20 protein-coding genes and 1 pseudogene are annotated in these 22824 nt (G+C 58.6%); 14 read left to right on the top strand and 7 right to left on the bottom strand.

Annotated elements, in window-relative coordinates; translation table 11 throughout:
* Positions 1-9: 9 nt before the first annotated feature.
* The 3 genes and pseudogenes from dapC to map all read right to left on the bottom strand — a co-directional run bounded on the left by dapC (position 10) and on the right by map (position 4762).
* Positions 10-1202, bottom strand: a pseudogene (gene dapC / locus BI364_RS10745) (succinyldiaminopimelate transaminase).
* Between the two features lie 61 nt (positions 1203-1263).
* Complete coding sequence (gene glnD / locus BI364_RS10740; protein WP_070078735.1) at positions 1264-3987, bottom strand: [protein-PII] uridylyltransferase; 2724 nt, start codon at positions 3985-3987, stop codon at positions 1264-1266.
* Positions 3974-4762, bottom strand: coding sequence for a type I methionyl aminopeptidase (gene map / locus BI364_RS10735; protein ID WP_070078734.1), 789 nt, complete (start codon positions 4760-4762; stop codon positions 3974-3976). Before map ends, glnD begins: the two co-directional genes overlap by 14 nt.
* A 272-nt stretch (positions 4763-5034) precedes the next feature.
* On the opposite strand from map, the gene rpsB reads away from it, so the two are divergent.
* From rpsB to lpxA, 13 genes are all read left to right on the top strand, one after another.
* Positions 5035-5805 carry a 30S ribosomal protein S2 gene (gene rpsB, locus BI364_RS10730; RefSeq protein ID WP_070078733.1) on the top strand — a complete coding sequence of 257 codons (771 nt, stop codon included), beginning with the start codon at positions 5035-5037 and terminating at the stop codon, positions 5803-5805.
* Positions 5806-5844: 39 nt separating this feature from the next.
* Positions 5845-6729, top strand: coding sequence for a translation elongation factor Ts (gene tsf, locus BI364_RS10725; RefSeq protein WP_070078732.1), 885 nt, complete (start codon positions 5845-5847; stop codon positions 6727-6729).
* 117 nt (positions 6730-6846) lie between these two features.
* Positions 6847-7575, top strand: coding sequence for a UMP kinase (gene pyrH / locus BI364_RS10720; protein ID WP_070078731.1), 729 nt, complete (start codon positions 6847-6849; stop codon positions 7573-7575).
* Positions 7576-7577: 2 nt separating this feature from the next.
* Positions 7578-8135: a ribosome recycling factor gene (gene frr / locus BI364_RS10715; RefSeq protein WP_070080020.1), complete on the top strand. Its 558-nt coding sequence runs from the start codon at positions 7578-7580 to the stop codon at positions 8133-8135.
* A gap of 37 nt (positions 8136-8172) precedes the next feature.
* Complete coding sequence (uppS, locus tag BI364_RS10710) at positions 8173-8904, top strand: polyprenyl diphosphate synthase (RefSeq protein WP_070078730.1); 732 nt, start codon at positions 8173-8175, stop codon at positions 8902-8904.
* On the top strand, positions 8897-9724 hold the full coding sequence (locus BI364_RS10705) for a phosphatidate cytidylyltransferase (protein ID WP_070078729.1): 828 nt from the start codon (positions 8897-8899) through the stop codon (positions 9722-9724). Before uppS ends, BI364_RS10705 begins: the two co-directional genes overlap by 8 nt.
* Complete coding sequence (ispC, locus tag BI364_RS10700; RefSeq protein ID WP_070078728.1) at positions 9700-10935, top strand: 1-deoxy-D-xylulose-5-phosphate reductoisomerase; 1236 nt, start codon at positions 9700-9702, stop codon at positions 10933-10935. Before BI364_RS10705 ends, ispC begins: the two co-directional genes overlap by 25 nt.
* The gene (gene rseP, locus BI364_RS10695; RefSeq protein ID WP_070078727.1) at positions 10932-12293 is read left to right on the top strand and encodes an RIP metalloprotease RseP; all 1362 of its coding nucleotides are present in this window, start codon (positions 10932-10934) and stop codon (positions 12291-12293) included. The genes ispC and rseP overlap by 4 nt, the downstream gene beginning before the upstream one ends.
* Positions 12294-12364: 71 nt before the next feature.
* Positions 12365-14590 carry an outer membrane protein assembly factor BamA gene (bamA, locus tag BI364_RS10690; RefSeq protein WP_197495684.1) on the top strand — a complete coding sequence of 742 codons (2226 nt, stop codon included), beginning with the start codon at positions 12365-12367 and terminating at the stop codon, positions 14588-14590.
* Positions 14591-14598: 8 nt separating this feature from the next.
* The gene (locus BI364_RS10685) at positions 14599-15117 is read left to right on the top strand and encodes an OmpH family outer membrane protein (RefSeq protein WP_070078725.1); all 519 of its coding nucleotides are present in this window, start codon (positions 14599-14601) and stop codon (positions 15115-15117) included.
* Positions 15118-15147: 30 nt separating this feature from the next.
* Positions 15148-16179: a UDP-3-O-(3-hydroxymyristoyl)glucosamine N-acyltransferase gene (gene lpxD, locus BI364_RS10680; RefSeq protein WP_070078724.1), complete on the top strand. Its 1032-nt coding sequence runs from the start codon at positions 15148-15150 to the stop codon at positions 16177-16179.
* Positions 16180-16213: 34 nt separating this feature from the next.
* Positions 16214-16666, top strand: a complete 453-nt coding sequence (gene fabZ, locus BI364_RS10675) for a 3-hydroxyacyl-ACP dehydratase FabZ (protein WP_197495683.1) — start codon at positions 16214-16216, stop codon at positions 16664-16666.
* Entirely contained in the window at positions 16663-17436 is a 774-nt protein-coding gene (gene lpxA / locus BI364_RS10670) for an acyl-ACP--UDP-N-acetylglucosamine O-acyltransferase (protein ID WP_070080019.1), read from the top strand. Before fabZ ends, lpxA begins: the two co-directional genes overlap by 4 nt.
* Before the next feature lie 38 nt (positions 17437-17474).
* Here lpxA and lpxB read toward each other — a convergent pair whose 3' ends face one another.
* From lpxB to BI364_RS10655, 3 genes are read right to left on the bottom strand one after another with little or no spacing between them, the layout of a single operon-like run.
* Positions 17475-18659, bottom strand: a complete 1185-nt coding sequence (gene lpxB, locus BI364_RS10665; protein ID WP_070078722.1) for a lipid-A-disaccharide synthase — start codon at positions 18657-18659, stop codon at positions 17475-17477.
* An 11-nt stretch (positions 18660-18670) separates the two neighbouring features.
* Positions 18671-19768, bottom strand: a complete 1098-nt coding sequence (locus tag BI364_RS10660; RefSeq protein ID WP_070078721.1) for a DegT/DnrJ/EryC1/StrS family aminotransferase — start codon at positions 19766-19768, stop codon at positions 18671-18673.
* 44 nt (positions 19769-19812) lie between these two features.
* Positions 19813-20760 (bottom strand): Gfo/Idh/MocA family protein, encoded by a 948-nt coding sequence (locus BI364_RS10655; RefSeq protein ID WP_197495682.1) that lies wholly within the window; start codon positions 20758-20760, stop codon positions 19813-19815.
* Between the two features lie 169 nt (positions 20761-20929).
* Between BI364_RS10655 and rnhB the strand changes: the two genes are divergently transcribed.
* Positions 20930-21532: a ribonuclease HII gene (gene rnhB, locus BI364_RS10650; protein WP_070078719.1), complete on the top strand. Its 603-nt coding sequence runs from the start codon at positions 20930-20932 to the stop codon at positions 21530-21532.
* Positions 21533-21537: 5 nt separating this feature from the next.
* Here the strand turns inward: rnhB and BI364_RS10645 are convergent, their stop codons facing one another.
* Positions 21538-22818 carry an FGGY-family carbohydrate kinase gene (locus BI364_RS10645; RefSeq protein ID WP_070078718.1) on the bottom strand — a complete coding sequence of 427 codons (1281 nt, stop codon included), beginning with the start codon at positions 22816-22818 and terminating at the stop codon, positions 21538-21540.
* Positions 22819-22824 lie beyond the last annotated feature (6 nt).

Raw genomic sequence — 22824 nt, 5'->3', positions numbered from 1 at the left:
GAGCAGGGTTTAGAGTGTTTCGATCAGGCGCCTGATGCGCCAGGCACCCTCGATGCATTCTTCAATCGGTGCGACCAATGCGATTCGCACGCGGTTGGCACCAGGATCGCCATTGGGTTCGGGGCGTGAGAGATAACTGCCAGGCAATACGATGACGTTTTGGCTGGCATACAGCAAATGGGCGAATTTCGTGTCGGCAATCGGGGTTTTTGGCCAGAGATAGAAGCCGCCGTCCGGTCGAGCGACTTCCATGACGGGCGATAAAATTTCCAGTACGGCATCGAATTTGGCACGATAGCGTGCGCGATTTTCTCGTACATGCGTTTCGTCCTGCCAAGCCAGTGCGCTGGCTGCTTGTGCCGGTGGCGGCATCGCACCGCCTTGATAGGTGCGGTATTGCAGAAAGCGTTGGAGTATTTCGGCGTCGCCGGCGGCGAAGCCGGATCGCAGGCCTGGTGCGTTGGAGCGTTTCGATAAACTGTGAAAGACGACACAGCGTTCGAAAGCGGTGTTGCCTGCGCGTATGCAGGCGCCCAGCAACCCAGCCGGCGGGAGGTCTTCGTTGGGGTAGATTTCGCTATAGCACTCGTCGGAGGCGAGGACGAAATCATGGCGTTCTGCCAGTTCGATCAGGCGCATGAGCGTGGCTTCACTCATGACCGCCCCGGTTGGGTTGCCTGGTGTGCATAGATAGAGCAATTGGCAATGATCCCAATCACTGGCTGGTACGCGGTCGAGATCGGGCAGAAAGTTGTTGGCGGCGTCGCAAGGGAGGAAATAGGGTTCAGCACCGGCCAGTAGGGCTGCGCCTTCGTAGATCTGATAGAAGGGGTTGGGCATGAACACGCGCGCCTGATCACCTCGGGCCACGAGCGTTTGCGCGAAGGCGAACAAGGCTTCTCGAGTGCCGTTGACCGGTAACACGTGCCGTTCGGGTCGACGGCAGCAGCAGGGAGATCGAAGCGGCGGGTCAACCAATCGGCGATAGACTCGCGCAGCATGCTGCTGCCTTGGGTTGTCGGATAGCTCGATAAGGTGTGCAGGTGCTCAAGCATGGCCTCGCGGATGAAGCCTGGGGTCGGGTGCTTGGGTTCGCCGATGGAAAAGGCGATGCGCGACATATCGGCGGCAGACGTGCCCGCGAATAGCTTGGCAAGCTTTTGAAAGGGATAGGGGTGAAGACGGTCGAGTTCTGGGTTCATCGGCCAGGATTTTCCGAGTGGGGGCGTAGTATAAATGAAGCGCGTGTGTGCGATGCCGGTACTAAGGCGTCTTGCTCCCGTTGCGGTTGATATCGCTTAACGCCTTGAGCATGGCAGTGCGTATGCGTTCCTGGGTTGAGGGATCGTCGATCGGATGCCCGTCCACGGTAGTCACATAAAACACGTCGCTGGCCTGCTCTCCGATGGTTGATATTTTCGCATTGTGGATGCGTACCCCCTGATCCGCCATCGCTTGGCTCACGGCGGATAGTAGTCCGGGCCGATCATTGGTATTGAGTTCGAGCGCGGTCCAATGACGCGGAGCGTCATGGCTGAAGGTGACGCGTGGTGGAATGTCGAAATGCTTGAGCCGTCGGGGCATGCGGCGTCGGACTTTTTCTGGCGGGCGGTGGAGCTGGGTGAGCGTTTCCCGCAGGCGGGTGACGATTTCCTCTGCGCGGAATCCGCCATCTATGGTTTCGCCGCCTTCTTCAAGGACCATGAAGCTATCGAGTACCCAGCCGTGTTGTGCGGTGGTGATGCGGGCGTCGACGATGTCGAGCCCGAGTCCGTCGAGCGTGCTGGTGATATGCGCGAATATCTGCGTCGAGTCGCCGGCATAGACGAAGATTTCGCTGCCGCCGCGCTCGGTGGTCTGCCGGATGCGCACGACGGGACGTTGTTCGCTCTCCAGGATCGAAGCGGTATGCCAGGCGATCTCATCCGCGGAATGACGAAGGAAATAATCGTCGCTGAGTTCGTGCCATAAGGCTTGGGCGGGTTCGGAGGGGAGGTTGAGCTTGGTGAGGCGTGCCAGTGATTCGCGTTGCACCGACTCGATCATGTCCGTATGGTCTTGGCGCACGTGCAGGCCTCGCGCCAGTAGCTGCCTTGTGGCTGCGTAGAGGTCGGCCAGCAACGTTTCCCGCCAGGTATTCCATAGCTCGGGATTGGTCGCGCGGATATCTGCAATAGTGAGCAGGTAGAGGCTATCAAGGCGCAATTGCGAGCCGATTTGAGATGCGAAGGCATGGATGATTTCGGGATCGCTGATGTCCTTGCGCTGGGCCGTCATGGACATCAGTAGGTGGTTGCGTACCAGCCAGCTGACCAATTCACCGTCGGCCTCTGACAACCCGTGCAGCCGACAGAAAGTTTCTGCCTCCACGGCGCCAACCTGAGAATGATCGCCACCGCGACCCTTGCCAATGTCATGGAATAAGGCGCCGAGATAGAGTAGTTCTGGCTTCGGTTGTATACGGAAAAGCGCGTGGTAGCGTGGCGAGTCGCCGGCAACCTGAGGCAGGCTGAAGCGTCTTACGTTGCGCAGGACCATGAGCGTATGTTCGTCCACCGTATAAACGTGGAACAGGTCGTACTGCATGCGCCCGACGATACTGCCGAAGGCGGGTAAGTAGCCTGCCAGGATGCCGTAGCGATTCATGCGGCGCAGCTGCAGCGTAATGCCGCTGGGTTCACGCAGGATCTGCATGAATAGATCTCGGCAGATCGGGTTGCGCCTGAAGGCGTCGTCAATCAGATGACGATGCTGGCGGATCAGACGAATGGTCGCGGCACGTACACCTTCTATATGCGTATGCCGTGCGCAGAGCAGAAATATCTCCAGGAGTGCCGGTGGATAATCGCGAAATACCGACTCGTGCCGAACCTCGATGAAATTGAGTCGAATCTGGAATCGTTCATTGAGCGGTTCGGAGACACAGGCATCGTCGGCATGCAGAATGCATTCGCGATAATGCTGCAGCAGCATTTCGTTGAGCCGTTCGAGATTCATGACGATGCGGTAGTAGCCCTGCATGAATTGCTCGACCGCAAGATTGTGGTCCTCGTCGGCAAAGTGGCTTTGCTTGGCCAGCGCGACCTGATGGTCGAACAAGAGCCGGTCTTCCGCACGGCCGGTGAGGGTATGCAGGGCGAAGCGGATACGCCATAGATAGGATTGCCCGGCCTTGAGCTCGCGGTATTCGTCCTCGGTCAGGAAGCCGTGGCGTACTAGGTCACTCATGCGTCGCGCGCCCAAGTGCCGTTTGCTGACCCAGCCAATCATCTGAATATCGCGCAAACCGCCTGGCCCGTCCTTGACGTTGGGTTCCAGGCGATAGGCCGTGTCGCCGAATTTCTGATGGCGTCGCGATTGCTCGGTCAGCTTGGCGGCAAAGAATTCCCGGCTTGGCCAGATGCGTGCGGGGCCGATGGCATCCATCAATGTACCGAAGAGTCGATCACAGCCGGCGAGCAGACGTGCCTCCATCAGGTTGGTCACGACGGTGATATCGCGCGTGGCCTCGCTGATGCACTCGTCAAGTGTGCGGACGCTATGGCCGACATTGAGTCCGCCGTCCCAGAGGCGACGCAGGAATTCTGCGATGGATGCTTGTTGGTTTTCCGAGGCGCCGTCGGGTGTCAGCAGCAGCAGATCGATGTCGGAAGCAGGCAGCAACTCGCCTCTGCCGTAGCCACCGACGGCGAACAAGGCGATATCGGGTTGCTCGCCGAGGCCGGTGTCGGCCCATATCTGCCGTAGGAGACGGTCTACGAACGCGGCTCGGCCGTGCACGAGCTCGTCCGCAGCCACACCGGTTTCGAACGCCTGTTCGAGTGCCTGAGTAACGGCCTGGATCAAGTCGCGATAGCGTGTCGGATCGCGCGTAGTATCCGATAGCAGCTTGCTCAGGGCTTGATCGAGTTCCAGATACTGATCGAGTATCGGTGGCCAGACAATCAGGGATGATAGTGGATCAATTCCGAACTCAGGCGACGCCAAGGGTTTTCGCCTCCAGTTCTTCTCGTCGTAGGGTCAGGACCTCGTGGCCGTCTTCGGTAACCAAGATGGTGTGTTCCCACTGGGCAGAGAGGCTGTGATCTCGGGTGACGACCGTCCAGTCGTCGGCGAGCACCTTCACGTCGGCCCGTCCGGCGTTCACCATCGGTTCGATGGTGAAGGTCATACCGGTCTTGAGCGTCATGCCCGTGCCGGGGGTGCCGTAGTGGAGTACCTGTGGGTCTTCATGGAATCCGCGGCCGATGCCGTGCCCACAGTATTCGCGCACGACGCTGGCATGGCGGGATTCAACGTGCTGTTGGATGGCGGCGCCGATGTCGCCGAGTCGCGTGCCGGGCCGCACCAGGCCAATGCCGATCCACAGCGCCTCGTGTGCGATCTCACAGACGCGGCGCCCGGCGACGCTGGATTTGCCAATGTAGAACATTTTACTGGTGTCGCCGTGGAAGCCATCCTTGATGACCGTGATGTCGATGTTCACGATATCGCCGTTTTTGAGGCGGCGATTGCCTGGGATGCCGTGGCAGACCTGGTGATTGACCGAGGTGCAAATTGACCGGGGGAAGCCGTGATAGTTGAGCGGCGCGGGGATAGCCTGTTGCACGTCGACGATGTAGTCATGACAGATTTTGTCCAGCTCGTCGGTGGTCACGCCGGGCTTGACATGAGGCTCGATCATGTCGAGTACCTCTGCCGCCAGGCGGCCGGCAACGCGCATTTTCTCGATTTCTTCCGCGGTCTTGATCGTAACTGTCATGGTTGCTCGCAATTGGGCCCCAGTCGTGGCGGCGGGTGGCGGAGTTGGTTGGCCAAGTCCTTTATGGTATAAAGCGCCGGCGCGTGGCGCAAACCCGTCTCCCCGAAGCTCTCGTGAGGTGGGGTCGCGCCTCGTGGATTTCGACGCCGTCGGGCGTCATTTAACGACACACATGCGCCGTCACGGCTCGCTGGGTGCCCAAGCCTCTTTTGGAGGCGGGTTGCGGGTCGGGGCACATGGAGGTCTAACCCAAAACTGGAGAACAGATCATCATGGCAAACATTACCATGCGCCAGATGCTAGAAGCCGGCGTGCACTTCGGCCATCAGGCCCGTTATTGGAACCCCAAGATGGCACCTTACATCTTCGGGGAACGGAATCGCATACATATTATCAACCTTGAGCACACGTTGCCCCTGTTCAACGATGCCATGAATTTCCTTGGCAAGTTGGCTTCAAAGGGCGGCAAGGTGTTGTTCGTGGGTACCAAGCGCTCGGCCCGAGAGGCCATTCGCGAAGAGGCCGAGCGTGCGAGCATGCCTTTCGTCAATCACCGCTGGCTGGGCGGCATGCTGACCAACTTCAAGACCGTGCGTCAGTCGATCCAGCGCCTCAAGGACCTGGAAACCATCGAGCGTGATGGTGGTTTTGATCGCGTGAGCAAGAAGGAAGCCTTGGGGCTTCGGCGCGAGATGGAAAAACTCGAGAAAAGCCTGGGTGGCATCAAGGATATGGGTGGCCTGCCGGACGCATTGTTCGTGATCGATGTCGGTCATGAACGCATCGCCGTGAGCGAGGCGGCCAAGCTGGGTATCCCAGTGATCGCGGTTGTGGATACAAACAACCCGCTGGACAATATCGACTACGTGATTCCCGGCAATGACGACGCCATGCGCGCCATTCAGCTGTATGTTACTGCGGCGGCCGATGCGATCAACGAAGGTCGCCTGATCGCGCGTAACACCGCGGGTGCCGCTGCCAAGGACAAGGCGGATGCGGTCGAGGCAGAGCTCGCGGCCCATGCCGCAGATGCTGCATCCTGATCCGCTGGTCACCACCTGAATTTAGGAGAGTTAAAAGGCATGCAAATAACCGCAAGTCTGGTCAAAGAGCTTCGTGAGCGTACCGGAGCCGGCATGATGGAGTGCAAGCGGGCGCTGACCGAGAGTAATGGCGACATCGAGGCCGCTATCGAGGCCATGCGTAAATCCGGTGCTGCGAAGGCGGTCAAGAAGGCTGGGCGTATCGCGGCCGAGGGCCAAGTCGTCGCAGCGCAATCGGTAGACGGCCAGACCGCAGTGCTCCTCGAAGTCAATTGCGAAACTGATTTCGTCGGCAAGGATGAGAATTTCGGTGGCTTCGTGGCCATGGTGGCCGAGCGGACGCTGGGCGAAAATCCGGCGGATATCGACGCTTTGGCGGCGCTACCCTCGGGCGTTGACGGCAAATCTGTCGAAGAGCGTCGCCAGGAGCTGGTTTCCAAGGTTGGCGAAAACGTACAGGTGCGTCGCTTCGCCCGTTTCGAGGCTACCGGTGACCGGTTGGGTACCTATATCCATGGTATGCGGATTGGCGTGGTAGTGGATATGGTCGGTGGTGATGACGCTCTGGCACGCGATATTTGCATGCATATTGCGGCATCGCGCCCTGTTTGCGTCGACCCGAAGGAGGTGCCGCAAGAGTTGCTGGCCAAAGAGCGCGAGATTTATACCGCGCAGGCAGCCGAAAGCGGCAAACCCGCCGAGATCATCGAGAAAATGGTCGAGGGGCGCCTCAAGAAATATCTGGGTGAGATCACCTTGCTTGGGCAGCCTTTCGTGAAGCAGCCCGATACCACCGTCGCTAAGTTGCTGTCCGATGCGGGCGCTTCGGTCAATCGCTTCGTTCGTTTCGAGGTCGGCGAGGGTATCGAGAAACAGGCGGAAAATTTCGCCGAGGAAGTGATGGCGCAGGTCAAGGGCGCCTGACTGCGTGTCCTGGTCTCCGCGCGGATCGACCCCGGGTCGGTCCGCGCGTTTGCATGTGACCCCAGGTAGCTCTCGGTTGCCTGGGTTTCGCCACTCACCACGGGATATCTCCGCCTCATGAGCGAACCTGCCAAACCCGCTTATCGACGTATTCTCCTGAAACTCAGTGGCGAGGCGCTGATGGGCAATCTGTCCTTCGGTATCGACCCTGACATGATCCAGCGCATGGCGAGGGAAGTCACCGAAATCAGTCGACTTGGCGTACAGGTTGCCATGGTGATCGGAGGTGGTAATCTGTTTCGCGGCGCTGGGCTAGCCCAGGCAGGCATGGACCGCGTGACCGCTGACCAAATGGGCATGCTGGCAACCGTGATGAATGCGCTTGCAATGCAGGATGCATTGGAGCACCACGGTGCCTTCTGCCGGGTGATGTCGGCGATCAAAATCAACCAAGTCTGTGAAGATTACATCCGTCGCCGCGCGGTCCGTCATCTTGAAAAGGGGCGCGTGGTGGTCTTCGCGGCCGGCACGGGCAATCCTTATTTTACCACCGACTCGGCCGCGAGCCTGCGCGCCAGCGAGATCAACGCGGATCTGATGCTCAAGGCCACCAAGGTGGACGGCGTCTACGATTCCGACCCGATGCATAATCCTGACGCGCTACGTTATGACAGCCTGACGTATGATGAGGCGCTGAGTTCTCGCCTCGAAGTCATGGACCAAACCGCACTGGTTCTGTGCCGCGATAATTCGATCCCGCTTAGGGTTTTTGATGTGTACCAGCCGGACAATCTCAAGCGCGTGGTGATGGGAGAGTCTGTCGGTACCTTAGTAAAGCGAGACTGATGATGATTGACGAAACGCTTAGTGATGCGAAGACTCGGATGCAGAAAAGCATCGAGTCGCTCAAGCATGAATTTGCCAAAATTCGGACCGGTCGTGCGACGCCAAGTCTACTCGAACACATCATGATTGATTATTACGGCAATGCCACACCGCTGAATCAGGTGGCAAAGGTCGGGATCGAAGATGCCAGGACCTTGAGTATCACACCCTGGGAAAAGACGATGGTTGGGCCGATTGAGAAGGCCATTATGACCTCGGATCTGGGTTTGAATCCGGCCACATCAGGAACGGTGATTCGTGTGCCCATGCCGCCGCTGACCGAAGAGCGTCGGCGCGATTTGGTCAAGGTGGTTCGGCATGAGGCTGAGAGTGCTCGAGTGGCCGTCAGAAATATTCGTCGGGATGCGAACAACGATCTCAAGTCTCTGGTCAAAGACAAGGCGATTTCAGAGGATGAAGAGCATCGCGCACAGGATTTGATACAGAAGGCGACGGATCAAAGCATCGCCGATGTTGATGCCCTGCTGACGCAGAAAGAAAAGGAACTGATGGAAATTTGACCGTTGACGGTTCCGATCCCGGTGGTCCTTCGATTACGTGCAAACAGATAACGCCAGCAAAGCCCCCGTTCCCAAGCACCTTGCGATCGTCATGGATGGCAATGGTCGCTGGGCGCGTTCCCGTCATTTGCCCAGGACCGAAGGCCATCGCCGTGGCGTGAATTCGGCACGCGCCGTCATTGAGGCATGTGCGCAACGTGGCGTCGAGGTGCTGACCTTGTTTGCCTTTAGCAGCGAGAACTGGCGCCGCCCCGAGAGCGAGGTCAGTGCTCTGATGGAGTTGTTCATCACCGCACTGCGCAGGGAAATCGGCACGTTGGCGGCAAAAGGCATACGTATGCGCTTCATCGGTGCGAGAGAGGCTTTCACCGTGCGTTTGCAGGCGGCGATGACGGAGGCGGAGGTGCGTACTCGGGACAATCACGTTATGACCCTGGTTGTCGCGGTTAATTATGGCGGGCGTTGGGATATCACTCAGGCGGCTGAGCATATGAAGCTGGAGGAGGTGGCGCAGGAATCGCACGAAACTGCCCTCGCGAGCGGGTTGGCTACTGCAGGACTGCCAGATCCAGACCTGTTCATCCGTACTGGCGGAGAACGACGCCTCAGTAATTTTTTGTTGTGGCAGCTGGCCTATACAGAACTCTATTTCACCGATGTGCTGTGGCCTGATTTTGACGTTGCCGAGCTGGATCAGGCATTTGTCGATTATGGCCGTAGGCAGCGACGATTCGGACGCACCGGAGAGCAGGTGGAATCACGTGTTTAAACAGCGCTTGGTCACGGGTTTGCTGCTGGCCGGCGTCGCCTTCGCGGCGATCTTGGGTCTGCCGAATATTGCCTTCGGCATTTTCGTCTTGGTGACGTTTTTGATTGGTGCGGACGAGTGGGCGCGCCTGACCGGGGGGCATACGCCCTTGATCCGGCTGGCTTATGTGGCCGTCGTAGCGGTGGTCGCCGGCTTGGCTTGGGGCCTGGCGGAGCATGGAGATGTGCGTCTTCCGATCCTGATTGGCGTGATCTGGTGGCTCGCTGCCACCGTGCTGCTATTGGTATACAGCCCCAACCGCCCGTTGGACGTGATCGGCGGCATGCGGATGGTCATGCGTCTGGCGGTTCTGCCATCTCTGGTGCCTGCATGGCTCGCCATCGTGTGGCTCCAAAGGTATGATCCTTGGCTGCTCGTGTTCCTGGTCGTGCTGGCCGCAGTAGGTGACAGCGCCGCATATCTGGCAGGTAAGCGCTTCGGACGTCATCGCATGGCGCCCCGCCTGAGCCCTGGCAAAACGTGGGAAGGCCTGATGGGAGAAATGTTGATGTCTTTGCTGCTGGCCATCGCGGGTGCATGGCACTTCGTCGCCGATGACGTGTGGCTGCGCATGGGCTTCGTGGGTTTGTGCCTGTTGACGGTGCTGGCATCCGTGGTCGGCGATCTCTTCGAAAGCCTGCTCAAGCGTCTAGCCGGGGCCAAGGACAGCGGGAGCCTGTTGCCTGGGCATGGTGGTGTTCTCGACCGTTTTGACAGCCATTTGGCGGTAGCACCCGTCTTTCTGATGGGATGGCTATGGCTGCGCGGGAGCGGTTTGTGACCCAAGCGGTGCAGCGACTGGCAATTCTGGGCGCAACCGGAAGTATCGGTGCTAGCACCCTCGACGTGGTTGCCAGGCACCCTGATCGTTTTCGCGTCACGGCGATGACAGCACACCGCGATAGCGCAAGATTGTTCGAGCTTTGCCTGCAGCATCAGCCTGAATATGCCGTGATGGCGGATCCGGCCGCCGCGCGCGATCTCGCACAGCGTATACGGGGTGCGGATATCGATACGCAGGTGTTGACCGGACCCTCGGGCCTAACCGAAGTGGCGGCCCTGCCACAGGTTGACGTGGTGATGGCAGCAATCGTTGGGGCCGCAGGGCTATTACCCACCCTGGCGGCCGTGCGCGCGGGCAAACGCATACTGTTGGCGAACAAAGAGGCGTTGGTGATGGCCGGCGGCTTGTTCATGGCCGAGGTTGCTGAACACCAGGCTGTACTGCTACCGATCGACAGCGAACACAACGCCGTCTTTCAATGTCTGCCTTGCGGCACGCGTGGTGGCGATCTGCCGTCACGGGGCGTGGAGCGTATCGTATTGACTGCATCGGGCGGCCCGTTTCGGCGCCATGCTGCCGAGGAACTGCATCAAGTCACACCGGAAGCAGCCTGCGCTCATCCCAATTGGTCGATGGGACGCAAGATATCGGTGGATTCGGCAACGCTGATGAACAAAGGGTTGGAGGTCATCGAGGCTTGCTGGCTGTTTGGCGTCGATCCCACCCGTGTCGAAGTGGTCGTGCATCCGCAGAGCGTGATTCACTCATTGGTCAGTTATAGCGACGGCTCGGTGTTGGCCGAATTGGGTAATCCGGACATGCGGACCCCCATCGCTCACGCACTGGCTTGGCCCGAACGCATGTATTCGGGCGTGGCGCCGCTGGATCTCATATCCGTTGCGCGGTTGGATTTCGAGGTCGTGGACATGGCGCGTTTCCCGTGCCTGAGACTCGCCTACGAGGCGATGGCGGCCGGTGGCGCAGCCACCGCAATACTCAATGCTGCCAATGAAATTGCCGTTGCGGCATTCCTCGATCGGAGATTGCGATTTACCGATATACCGGGTGTGATCGACGACACCCTATCTGCGCTGGCACCCGGCGACGCCGGTGATCTCGAACAGATATTGGACTGGGATGCCCGTGCCCGACTTTCCGCGCAGCGCAGCGTCGACGCGCGCTATACCCGCTTGCAGGTCACATCGTGAACGTATTGTGGGATATCGCAGCATTTATTGTGGCCGTCAGCATCCTGGTGACGGTGCATGAATTTGGCCATTTCTGGGTCGCCAGACGTTTGGGCGTTCGCGTCTTGCGTTTTTCCATCGGTTTCGGTCGCCCGCTGCTGCGATGGCGGGGTAAGGATCAGACTGAATATGTGATCGCCGCTCTACCGTTCGGTGGTTACGTCAAAATGCTGGATGAGCGGGAAGGTGAGGTAGCGGAGGAATTTCGGGATCGTGCATTCAACCGACAACCAGTGACCCATCGCATGGCGATCGTGGCGGCGGGACCAATCGCCAATTTTCTGCTTGCGATCCTGCTGTATGCCGCGATGTTCATTGTTGGTGTGCAGGGCATTCGCCCTTACATCGGAACCGTGACGCCCGAAACCCCGGCGGCCCTTGCGGGTTTTCATGAGCGAGATTTGATTCTAGACGTCAATGGCAGTCCGGTTCAGACCTGGGAGCAAGCTCGTCTCATGTTGCTGGCCGATGGTATCAGCCATGGCAGTCTTGTCCTGCGTGTGCGCACCGCTTCTGGCGCAGTCGAAACGCGAGAGATGCCAACTGCCGAATTGGGCCTGCTCAAACACGGTGACAAAGTCTTGCAGTTGATGGGGCTTTCGATCTGGCGGCCGTCGACGCCGGTGATCGCCAAGGTCATGCCTGGGGGAGCGGCGGCAAAATCCGGCCTGCAGCCCGGAGACCACATTCTGAGTATGAATGGTCAGGGGGTTACCTCGACCTCAGCCTGGATCAAGGAGATTCAGCAACATGCTGGCCAGGGTATGTCACTCGTTGTCGAGCGTGATGGCAAGCAAATACCGCTTACGCTTACGCCACACCCCAAAATGAGGGATGGGCATGTGCAGGGCTTTATCGATGCCCAGATTGGTGGCATCGTGCCCAAGTCAGTACAAGCAATATTGCGCACAGAGGTGCGGTATGGTCCGCTGCAGGCCCTGAGAGAAGGGGCTGCCAGGACCTGGGACATGACGGTGTTGACCCTCCGAGTGATGGGCAAGTTGATCGTTGGAGAGGCATCCGTCCGGAATCTCAGTGGGCCGGTTACCATCGCCGAATATGCAGGCATTACGGCCGCGATCGGCTTGTCTGCCTTTCTTGGGTTTCTCGCGGTCGTCAGTCTGAGTCTGGGCGTGCTTAATTTGCTTCCAGTGCCCGTACTCGATGGCGGACATCTTCTGTATCAGACCATTGAGCTATTACGCGGGCGCCCGCTATCTGAACACGCCGAATTGATCGGTCAGAAGATCGGGCTGGTTTTCCTCGGAGCGCTCATGTCGCTCGCCTTTTACAATGACATTTCCAGGTTGCTGACTTAATGATTTTAAAGCGTTCACTGTGTATCCCAGTCCTGCTGACTTTACTGTGCGGGGAGGCGCATGCCGCAACCGTGGCCGACAAGTTCAAGGTATCTGGTATTGAGGTGCAGGGCTTGCAACGGATATCAGAGGGGACGGTTTTTGCCTATCTGCCGATCCACAAGGGAGAAACCTTCAATGATGCCGAATCCAGCAAGATCATCAGTGCGCTTTATCACACGGGATTTTTCAGCAATGTGAGTCTGTATCGACAGAATCACGTTTTGATCGTCAAGGTTCAGGAGCGGCCGGCGATCAATGACATTAAGTTCAGTGGCAATAAAGTCATCAGCAAAGCTCAGCTCAAACTGGTATTGATGCAGGCGCATGTCGCCAAGGCCCAAATATACAAGCCGGCCGTTCTTGAGCAGCTGCAGAACGCACTGCGCGATCAATATTTCTCACGCGGGAAATATAACGTCAAAATAGACGCAGTGGTTAAGCACTTGCCGCGCAATCGGGTGAATATTGACATCAAGATCGTCGAAGGTCGTACGGCGAAGATCAAGCAGGTTAATGTTGTCGGCAATCAGGCCTATACGGAACAGCATCTGCGTGGATTGCTCGATGTCGGTATTCCGCCTTGGTGGGCTTTTTTCAGTGATCGCGATAAATACTCCCGTGAGCGGCTGAATACTTCGCTCGAAAGTCTTCGTTCAGAGTATCTCAACCATGGGTATATCGATTTTGCTCTAGATTCGACCCAAGTTGCATTGACGCCTTCACATCGTCATATTTATATCGATATCAACGTTCATGAAGGTGACCAGTACCGCGTATCTGGCGTCAAGCTTGCGGGTAATTTGCTTTATCCGAAAGCGGAGATAGATAAGCTGATTAGTGTCAAGGCCGGACAGATATTTTCGCGCAAACAAGTCACGGATAGTATTAAGGCATTGACCAAACTGTACGGTGATCACGGATATGCGTTTGCGAATGTCAATCCAATTCCGGAGATCGATCGAAAAAACAAAACAATAAGTCTGGCTTTTTTCGTGGATCCGGGCAAGCGGGTTTACGTGAATCAGATACATTTCTTCGGCAATAAAGGCACCCTGGGAGAGGTTTTGCGGCGGGAAATGCGGCAATTGGAAGGATCTCAGTATTCCGCCAAAGAGATCGAGCGTTCCAAGATTCGCCTCCAGCGTTTGCCATTTATCGAATCCGTCAATATCGATACCCAGCGAGTGCCTGGTAGTGACAATGAAGTTAACCTGGATGTGCACGTGAAGGAACGCCTGGCTGGCAGCTTTATGGCCAGCGTGGGATATTCACAATTTGAAGGCGTGATCCTTTCGACCAGCGTGAGCACCAATAATTTTCTAGGCGAAGGTAAGGCGATTCAGTTGGGTGTGAATACCAGCAGCATCAACACGCTTTACCAGCTCAACTATCGCAATCCCTATTACACGCTTAACGGTGTTAGTCGCTCGATCAATCTGTATTACCAGCAGACCAATACCACCCAAGTCTATGTGGTTGACTACAGCTCGGATCGTATAGGCGGTACGGTTAGCTACGGTATCCCTGTTTCTGAATATGACCGTCTGGATGCCAGCTATGGTTATCAAGGTATCAAGGTTCAGCCTGGCACGACGCCTTCGCAAACTGTGACAGATTTCATCGCTCGTCACGGTAATAGTTACAGTATGTTTACTTTAGGGATGGGGTATTCGCATGACTCGCGTAACCGCACCGTATTCCCTACCGAAGGCAACTACCAGACGCTTAATTTGAGCCTGATCACGCCTGGTAGCTCGATCAAATACTACAAGCTGGGTTACGACAATCACCAATATCTGCCTGTCACGCACAACCTGACATTGTCGCTCAGTGGTACGCTGGGCTATGGCGCAGGTTACGGTGGCACTCATACATTGCCTTTCTTCGACACGTACTATGCGGGCGGCATTAACAGCGTAGCGGGCTACCAGGATTACTCATTGGGCCCGCAGGATCCGGTGTCAGGATTACCGGTGGGCGGTGATTTAAAGGTTGTCGGGCGAGTCAGCCTGATCTTCCCGATGCCCTTCCTAAAAAATTCGAGCTCTGTCCGATTGAGCACCTTTGTCGATGTCGGTAATGTCTTTGCCACACCCCAGGATTACAAGACCAAAAATCTGAGGGCTTCAGCGGGTATCGGCCTGGAATGGCTGTCGCCCATTGGACCCTTGAGCTTTAGTGTGGCAAAGCCACTTAACGCCCGTCCGGGTGATCATTTGCAACTCTTCCAGTTCAACATCGGTACCTATTTCTGAGGTGTTATATGTCCGTACGTAAAAGCTTGCTGGCTCTGTTCGCGATCTCCGCATTATTGTTGCTGTCTCCCGCCAGCGAGGCGGCTAGTGGGAAAATCGGCTTCGTGAATGTTGCCGAAATCATGGCCAAGTCGCCACAGGCCGAAGCCGCACGAGCTGAATTGCAGAAAGAATTCCAGCCGCGCGAAAAGAAGCTGGGTGAGCTTCGTGACGGGATTCAGAAAGAGGAGGCGGATCTCAAGCGCAATGCTAGTGCAATGTCTTCCGAGCGTAAGAAGCAGGCAGAAATCGATTTGCAGAAGAAGGAAAACGACTTCAATCGGGAATTGGCCTCTTTCCGTGAAGATTTCGGCACCAAGCGTAATCAGGTGCTGCAGGCGCTGCAGAAAAAAATATCCGAAGTTATTCTGCATGTCGCCAAAGCGGGCAATTACGATATGATTCTCAGTGATGGCGTAGTGTACGTGAGCGACAAGATCAATCTGACCGATAAAGTGCTCGCGGATTTGAAGAAAACAGCCAAATAAGGCGAAGCAGGAGGGGACGTAGCCGTGAGCATGACCCTGGGGCAGTTGGCCCAGGCAGTCGGCGCACGGGTAGCGGCCGATCAGGCCGGGAACAGAGTTTCACGTGTCTCGACTCTGGATAGCGCAGGGCCGGAAGCGTTGACGTTCCTGGCGGACGAGCGTTATCTCGAGCGCTTACGCGCGAGCCATGCCGGCGCTGTCCTGTTATGCGAGCAGCACGTGGCAGAATCTCCCGTGCCTTGCCTGGTCTGCGACAATCCGCATGCCGCCTTCGCACGCGCAGCGGCATTGCTGCATCCCGCTAAGCGCCCCCCGCCTGGAATACACCCGAGCGCGGTGGTCGATGCGGGTGCACACGTGGACCCGGCTGCGCACATCGGTGCTCTGGCCGTAGTCGGTCAAGGCTGCCGCATAGGTGCCGGTGCGATAGTCGGACCGGGTTGCGTGCTCCTTGATGATGTCGAATTGGGCGAGGGTGTCTGGCTGGTGGCGCGCGTGACTGTCGGTCCTGATTGTAGGATCGGTGCGCGCACGCAGATTCATCCCGGCGTGGTGATTGGCGCCGATGGATTCGGTCTGGCATCAGATGACGGTCGCTGGCTCAAGGTGCCTCAGCTGGGTCGGGTGATCCTCGGTGAGGATGTCGAAATCGGTGCGAACACCACGATTGATCGCGGAGCGATAGAAGACACGATCCTGGGTGACGGCGTGAAGATCGATAATCTCGTCCAGGTGGCCCACAACGTGAAAATTGGCGATCACACCGCCATTGCAGCTTGCGCTGGCATCGCCGGGAGTGCGCAAATCGGTGCCTACTGTACGATCGGTGGTGGTGTTGGTATCGCAGGCCATTTGCGACTCGTCGATCATGTGCATGTGACGGGTATGAGTTTGGTGGCGCGTTCACTCGACGAAGCCGGTGCGTATTCGTCCAGCATGCCGGCACAGCCGATGCGTAGCTGGCAACGCAATGCTGCTCGGTTCCGTCATTTGGATGAGATGGCCAAGGAACTCAAAAGGCTTGAAGAGCAGAGCAGAAATGACCACGGGGACAATTCCTGAATCGTGGTCGATGGAATCATTTGAGGCGAGTACTTTGAATTCTTTTAATATTCAGGAAATTATGAATTTTCTGCCACATCGTTATCCCTTCCTGTTAGTGGATAAGGTGGTCGACTATGTGCCGGGAGAATGGCTGACCGCGGTAAAAAACGTCACGGTCAATGAACCCTTTTTTCAAGGGCACTTCCCAAATCGCCCCGTCATGCCTGGCGTGCTGATTTTGGAGGCCATGGCCCAGGCTACTGGACTGCTCGCATTCAAGACGCGTGGAGAAGCCCCGCCGCCAGAAAATTACCTGTATCTCTTCGTATCGGTCGATCGAGCACGCTTCAAGCGACAAGTGATTCCGGGTGATCAACTCGTCATGCGTGTGGAATTGCTGCGCGTGAAGCGGGATATGTGGAAATTTTCGGCGGAAGCGCGAGTCGATGGCGATTTGGCCGCGGAGGCCGAGCTGATGTGCGCGGGACGAGAGGTGATGCCTTGATTCATCCACAAGCCATCATCGATTCCAGCGCCGAGCTGGCTGGGGATGTGACGGTTGGCCCGTTCAGCGTTATCGGTCCAAATGTTACCGTAGATGCCGGCACCTATATCGGCCCGCACGTGGTGATCGAGGGACCGACCCGCATTGGTCGCGATAATCGCATTCTGCAGTTCGCCTCGCTTGGTTCGGATCCGCAGGATAAGAAGTATCGCGGCGAACCGACGGAACTTGTGATCGGCGACCGTAACCTGATTCGCGAGAGCGTGACGATCAACCGCGGCACGCTCAACGGTAATGGCCGCACGCTCATCGGCGATGACAATTTGCTGATGGCCTATATTCATATCGCCCATGACTGCCGGATCGGCAACAACACGATTTTTTCGAACAATGCCTCACTGGCTGGGCACGTGCATATCGACGATTGGGTGATTCTCAGCGGCTTCACGCTGGTACATCAGTTTTGCAGTATCGGCGCCCATGCGTTCACCGGCATGGGTAGTGCGATTGCCAAGGACGTGCCGCCTTATATGATCGTATCGGGCAACCCGGCACATCCGCATGGCATCAACAAGGAAGGGCTGAAGCGGCGGGGCTTCTCGCCTGAACAGATTAGCCAGTTGCGGCGTGCCTACAAGCTGCTGTATCGACAGGGTCTGACCCTTGACGATGCGTTGGCGGAATTGACGGTGCTGGCGACGACGGAACCCGCGATTCGTCCGTTGCTGGATTTTCTGCAGAAGGACGTGCGGCGCAGCATCATCCGTTAAGCGACGGACGTTTCGGGCGCGTACTTGCTATCTGAAATTCAATCCGTATTCGCCGTTCGTCCCAGCATTTCCAAGGTCAGATTGGCGATATCGATACTACGATGTTCGCCACGCAATTGCTCACGCACACGCGCGAAGCCCTCGCGTACGCGTGCCGCATGCGTCGGATCGGTGAGCAATTGTCGGAGTTCATGGGCGATGGCCTCCGGCGTGGCGGCATCCTGAATCAGCTCAACGGCTACTCGCTGACCCGCGACGATATTGCACAATGCGATGTGATCGACGCGGATCAGGCGGCGCATGATCCGGTAGCTGATCGGGTTGACGCGATAGATCACCACCAGCGGCTTCCCCATCAGCGCAATCTCCAGGGTAGCCGTGCCCGAAGCACTCACGATGGCGTCGCAGCTCTGTATGACGTCATAAAAATCGGCGGATACCCGTTTGACCTCAATGCCTGCCTCATGCAGGTGTGCGTCGATGCTGTCTTCGTTGAGAGTCGAGGCACGTGGCAGGATGAATTGCAGCGCCGGCATTTCGGCCTGCAGGTTTCGAGCGGCTGCGAGTTGTAGTGGCAGCAGGCGCTGCAATTCACCACGTCGGCTACCGGGGAACAATCCAACGATCGGCCGCGTCGGGTCGAGGCCGAAGCGGGCGGCGGCCTGATCGCGGGTGAGAGCGGAGTGCACCTCTTCGGTGAGGGGGTGGCCGACGAAGCGTGCGGGCACACCCGCCGATTCGTAGAAGGGCAGTTCGAAGGGGAAGACGACGGCCATCATGTCGACGCGTTCACGGATGACGTGTACCCGCTTTTGGCGCCAAGCCCAGACCTGTGGGCTGATGTAGTAAAGCACTTTGATGCCGAGTGCCTTGGCAGTTTTGGCCAGGCGCAAGTTGAAGTCGGGGTAATCGACGAGTATCAGCAGATCGGGACGCTCGTCGCGCAGTCTTTGCCGCATGCGTTCTAGCGCCCCGCGCAGCGTCCGATAATGAATCAACACCTCGACCAGGCCGACGACCGCAAGCTCGGCCGAATCGATGAGGATTTCCACGCCGGCGCGTTTCATGCATTCGCCGCCGATGCCTGAGAAGTGGATCTCAGGCGCAAGCTTTGATATCTGTTCGATCAATTGCGCCGCATGCTGATCACCCGAAGCCTCGCCCGCGACGATCAACACGCGGGGCGTATCCGCCGGCGATGACGGTATATCTTGTTCAGCCATACTTCAGCGCCTCAGGCGAGGCATGCACGTATGGCTTCGAGGATACGGTCGACATCGGCGTCGGCAAGCTCTGGATAGACGGGCAATGACAGGCACTGGCTGGCGACGTGTTCGGCGATGGGGAGCTGCACGCCGTGATATTCGGCCGCAAAGACATCCTGCTGGTGCAGCGGGATCGGATAGTAGACGGCGCTGGCGATCCCGGCGGCCTGCAAGGCGGACATGATTTTGTCGCGATGAGGACTGAGCAGTGTGTATTGATGATAGACGTGCTCGCCGGCCACGGCCTCGTGCGGTGGCGTCACGCCCTCAATCGTGGCGAGTGCCTGGCTATAGCGCTGGGCAACGCGTCGGCGGCCTTTGTTGAAGTCGTCGATGTGCTTGAGCTTGATGCGCAGGATGACCGCCTGAATCTCGTCCAGGCGACTGTTGTAGCCCAGTTCGGAATGATGGTAGCGCTGCCAGGAACCGTGGTTGCGCAATACACGCAAGTGCTCGGCCATGTCGGCGGAGTCGGTGCTGATCAGTCCTCCATCGCCATAGCAGCCGAGATTCTTGCTTGGGAAGAAGCTGAAGCAGCCTGCGGCGCCCATCGTGCCGGTCTGGCGTCTGCCGGATTGCGCACCGAAGGACTGCGCGCAATCCTCGACCATAGTTAATCCATGGTGTTCGGCGAGTTTTGTCAGAGCATCCATGTCGGCAGGTTGGCCGAATAGGTGTACCGGCAGAATCGCACGGGTGCGCGGGGTGATTGCCGCGGCCACTCGTTCCGGGTCCAGGTTGAAAGTATGTGGGTCAATATCCACAAAAACGGGCTGGGCGCCGACGTAGAGAATGGCCTCCGCGGTAGCGATGAAGGTAAACGGTGAGGTAATCACCTCGTCGCCAGGTTTGATGCCGGCAGCGATCAAGGCCAGGTGCAGGGCATCGGTTCCGGAGGCGACGCTCACCGCATGTCCCGTCCCAAGATAGGCGGCGGCTTCTTCTTCGAAGGCGCGCACGTTCGGCCCGAGAATGAATTGAGTTGCTTCGAGCGCCTGCAGGATGCCCCGGTCGATTTCCTCGCGCAGCGCCAGGTATTGGGTTTTCAGGTCAACCATCGGGATCATGCTGGTGTCTCCGCGAGTCGCGTGTCAGTGAGCGGGAAGGGGTATCAGGCAGGTGCCGAGGCGAGTAGCTCGGAGATTCGGAGCGCCGTTTGCAGGGCCAGACGGCCATCCTCGCCGGTCACCAGCGGCGGCACGCCGCGCCGGATGGCATCGATGAAGGCGATAATTTCGTCGCGGATCGCATCTGTGCTCTCGAACAGGCTTTCTTGCGAGGTGATCTCGGGGATGCCAGGGAATATCTCTCGCTCGCCCTTGCGGTGCACGCTGAGGATTTTGTCCTGGAAGTCGATCGAGATGTAGGCGTCGTTCTGGAACACGCGCATTTTGCGTTGTGGCTTCATGCTCACACGGCTGGCCGTGACGTTGGCTACGCAGCCGTTGGTGAAGTGCAGGCGCGCGTTGGCGATGTCGATCTCGGAGGTCAGCACGGAGACGCCATTGGCGTCGATCTTGTCGATCGGTGCGCGCACCAACGTCTGGATGATGTCGATATCGTGGATCATCAGATCGAGCACGACGTTGACGTCGGCGCCGCGCGGATTGAAGGCAGCCAGCCGGTGTGACTCGATGAAACGCGGGATATTGAGTACGCCGTCAAGTGCGAGGATCGCGGCATTGAAGCGTTCGAGGTGGCCGATCTGCAGCACCAGACCGTGCGTCCGGGCGAGAGCGATCAATTCGTCTGCTTCGGCCACGGTGGTGGTCATCGGTTTTTCGAGCATCACATGCACGCCGTGGGCGAGACATTCCCGGGCGACCTCATAGTGGCGCTGGGTCGGTACGACCACGCTGACGGCATCGACTTCGTCGAGGATGTCCCGGTAGTCGGCAACTGCACGCGTGCCGCATTCGTCGGCGACGCGTGCAGCCTGTTCGCGGTTCGGGTCGGCAACCGCGATCAACTCGGCTTCGGGCAGGGCAGCGTATTTTTGCGCGTGAAAACGGCCCAGGTAGCCCACGCCGATGACTGCTGTCTTTAGTGTTTCGCTCAAGATTGGGGGCTTGCCGTTATGTCAGGGTTGCGGGCGCTGGATAGGCCGATGGCCGAAATCCCTCGATTGTCGCGTCGGCGCATGTTCGCATTTAGCAGGGGGATTAGGCAATGCGGGCGTTAGCGGGCGATGGTATCGTGCGCGCCGGAATGGGTGCGCGAGGTGAGCGATGGTGAATACACACGACTCGGCGATCGTTAACGGGATACTGCCGTGGGTGGCGGGTATCGACGAGGCGGGCCGCGGGCCGCTGGCTGGGCCGGTGGTTGCCGCCGCGGTGGTGCTCGACCCCGCGTGGCCGATCGACGGCTTGGCCGATTCCAAGAAACTCAGCGCCCGGCGGCGTGAGGCCCTGGCCATAGAAATTCGTGCCCACGCGCTGGCCTGGGGCATCGGCCGTGCGGATGTCGAGGAGATCGATCGGCTCAATATTCTGCATGCGACGATGCTGGCGATGCAGCGCGCGGTGGCGGCGCTGCCACGGCTGCCCGACCGCGCGATGATCGATGGTAACCGCTGCCCGGCGCTTGCATGCGAGAGCGTGGCAATCGTGGGCGGCGATGACAGTGAGCCGGCGATCAGCGCGGCCTCGATCTTGGCCAAGACCGCGCGCGACGCCGAAATGCTCGCCCTGCATGCATTGCTCCCACAGTACGGTTTCGATCGCCACATGGGCTATCCGACCGCTCGACATATCGACGCTTTGAAACGGCATGGTCCAGCGGATTGTCATCGGCGAAGCTTCGCCCCCGTGCGCCGCTGTCTGGAGTAATGTGCTTACAGGACTCGACGTGCGAGTAGTGCTGCGCCGTAAGCGGCGTCCTGGTGGTGCGGATCGAGTAGTGGAACGCCCAAGTGTGCGGCGCGGATGCGTGTCCAGCCGGTGTTGATGGCGCCCCCGCCGACACTGCGCACGCTGATGAGCGGTTCACCCCCAGCCTCTCGCAGACGTACATATCCCTGGCGTTCGATTTCGGCCATGCCTTCCAGCATGCCTTGGAAAAAACGACAGGTATCGGCGGGTCGGGGTGTCAGTCGAGGTGGCAGCCCGGGATCGGCGATGGGGAATCGTTCACCGGGGCGCAGCAGCGGATAATAGTCCAGCGCGGTCGGTTCCTCGGGGCGCAGGGCCTGAGTGCAACGCGCGATCTCGTCGTCGTCGAAATGGGCGCGCAGTACGGCTCCACCGCTGTTGGATGCTCCGCCGGCGAGCCACAGGTCGCCGAGTCGATGGCTGTAGATGCCGGCTTCGGCTTGGAATATCGGGTGACTGCAGAGCTGCTTGAGCACGAGGGTGCTGCCCAGCGAGGTGACGCCTTCGCCCGGTGTGTTCGCACCGGTGGCGATAAAGGCGGCCACGCCGTCAGTGGTCCCCGCGACCAGGGTCAATCCGGCCGGCAGCCCCAGCGTGTGTGCCAGCGACGGGTTCAGGGTGCCGACCGGCGTGCCCGGTATACGTGGTTCGGGTAGCGCCTCCGGCGGTATCCCCAGCCTTGCCAGCCATTCAGGCCAATGTCGATTCACCGGGTCGTAGCCCAGCTTGAGGGCATTGTTCTCGTCGCTCGTGCCCAGCGGTGCACCGAGGCAGGCCAGTAGCCAGTCGGCCTGATGTAACGCGCGAAATCCTGGTGGCGGCGGTTGATGGCGCAGTAGCCAGAGCAGCTTGGCCAGCGCTGAGCTGGGGCCGTGCGCACCGCTTTCCGCTGGTGCCAGCTCGGCTATGTGCGCCGCCTCTGTGCTCGCACGCTGATCGGCGTACATTAACGCGGGGCCCAGCGCCCGACCGTCGCGACCAGCGAGCAGTAGCGAGCCCGAGGTGCCATCCAGGGCCAGTGCGCGGGGTTGGTGGTCGGCGGGAAGTGTCCGCGTCAGTGCGCCCAGCGTGTCGAGCAGCGTATCCCACCAGATTGTGGGCGATTGTTCCTGTCGACCGTCGGTGCCCATGGGGGCGGGCATCGAACGTGTAGCCTGTGCGTGGATCGCGCCCTTGTCATCAATGGCAAGGGCGCGGATGCCCGAGGTGCCCACATCAACGCCGATGGCGAGCGGGCGCGTCACGGGAGT

Source organism: Acidihalobacter yilgarnensis, from assembly GCF_001753245.1.
Classification (GTDB): Bacteria; Pseudomonadota; Gammaproteobacteria; order DSM-5130; family Acidihalobacteraceae; genus Acidihalobacter; species Acidihalobacter yilgarnensis.
Note: the sequence above shows the minus strand (reverse complement) of the source record. Positions and strands in the feature narration are given on the sequence as shown.